Origin of the sequence: Stenotrophomonas sp. HMWF023 (assembly GCF_003060985.1) — a bacterium.
Taxonomy (GTDB): domain Bacteria; phylum Pseudomonadota; class Gammaproteobacteria; order Xanthomonadales; family Xanthomonadaceae; genus Stenotrophomonas; species Stenotrophomonas lactitubi.
The window spans coordinates 2,562-3,595 of the sequence record NZ_QAIJ01000229.1; the positions used below are offsets into that span (position 1 = coordinate 2,562).

A 1,034-nucleotide genomic window follows, 5' to 3' on the forward strand; every position below is an offset into this window, starting at 1 on the left:
GCGATAGACCGCAACAGCCTCATTGACCATGCCCACCGCCGCGCGCGCGACCAGTTCAGGGTGTCCATCGAAATCGAGGTCCTCTGCGCTCAGGCGCGAATTGCCATCGGCATCCGGCGCGCCTGGCAACCGCTGGCGCTTCCCTGCCGGCTGCAGCAGCACGGCAAGCATGCCGTCCTCCTGCACCTCGGCCGACACCTGCACGCCCGCTGCCGGCGAAAACCGCAGCGGGCCCCGGTCCTCATCCTGCGCCTGCGCCACGGGCGCCAATACGCCGGCAAGCATCGCGCCCAACAACACATCCCTGGGTTTCATCGTCATTCCCTGCAGCGCCACTATGGCGCCTCTGGGTCAGAACGATACGTCAACCGGCTGCCGCGACCACAGCACCGACTGGTGCTTGGTTTGCTGCTTCCACGCCAGCCGGATCGCTTCGATGTCGGCACGGCGCTGCGGGCTGTCCTCGTGCAGCACCACCAGCACCTTGGTGCGCAGGCGGTTGGGCGTGGCATCGCCGCGGAACAGCCACTGGCCGTAGGCATCGAATACAGTCAGCCCATCCGGGAAGCGCGGTGTCACTTCCTTGTCCAGGAAAGCGCGCCACTGCGCATCGCTGATGGTGTCGGCCTGCGGGCGGTCACCGGCGCCCTGCTCCTCGCCCACGCCGAAGTACAGCTCGCTGCGCACCCAACCGTGGCCGCTGGACGGACGCGCGGCGTCGCCCTGCAGGTCGGCGGTGGTGGCATAGGCGCTGGGCGCCTTGGATGACAGGCTGGCGCAGCCACTGGTGGCCAGCAGCACGGCGAAGACAAGGCCAAGGTGTTTCATCGGGAACAGCACTCCGGGAAGGGGAAAAAGCACGACGAAGGGGCACGGAGGGTACACCTGCGCCTCGGTTGCGGCTGCAACCAATGCCCTCATGCCGGCAGGGCATGAAGTGATGCGATGGGAGCCGGGGCTTGCATCGCACCACCTCCTCACGCCAAGATAATATATCGCTTCATCCGGATGGATGTAAGTGAAACTATCTCCCC

The 1,034-nt window shown here is 66.2% G+C and carries 1 protein-coding gene and 1 pseudogene; both read right to left on the reverse strand.

The genetic code is table 11. The annotated features are described in order from the left end of the window. Window positions 1-315 (reverse strand): annotated as a pseudogene (locus DBR20_RS23130) (SH3 domain-containing protein); the annotation flags it as partial. A gap of 36 nt (window positions 316-351) precedes the next feature. Then, window positions 352-828 carry a DUF3574 domain-containing protein gene (locus tag DBR20_RS12495; protein ID WP_165780999.1) on the reverse strand — a complete coding sequence of 159 codons (477 nt, stop codon included), beginning with the start codon at window positions 826-828 and terminating at the stop codon, window positions 352-354. Window positions 829-1,034 lie beyond the last annotated feature (206 nt).

What these genes read in the sequence shown, in the direction of transcription:
- DBR20_RS12495 (WP_165780999.1), bottom strand. Translation starts at nt 828, where the DNA reads ATGAAACACCTTGGCCTTGTCTTCGCCGTGCTGCTGGCCACCAGTGGC.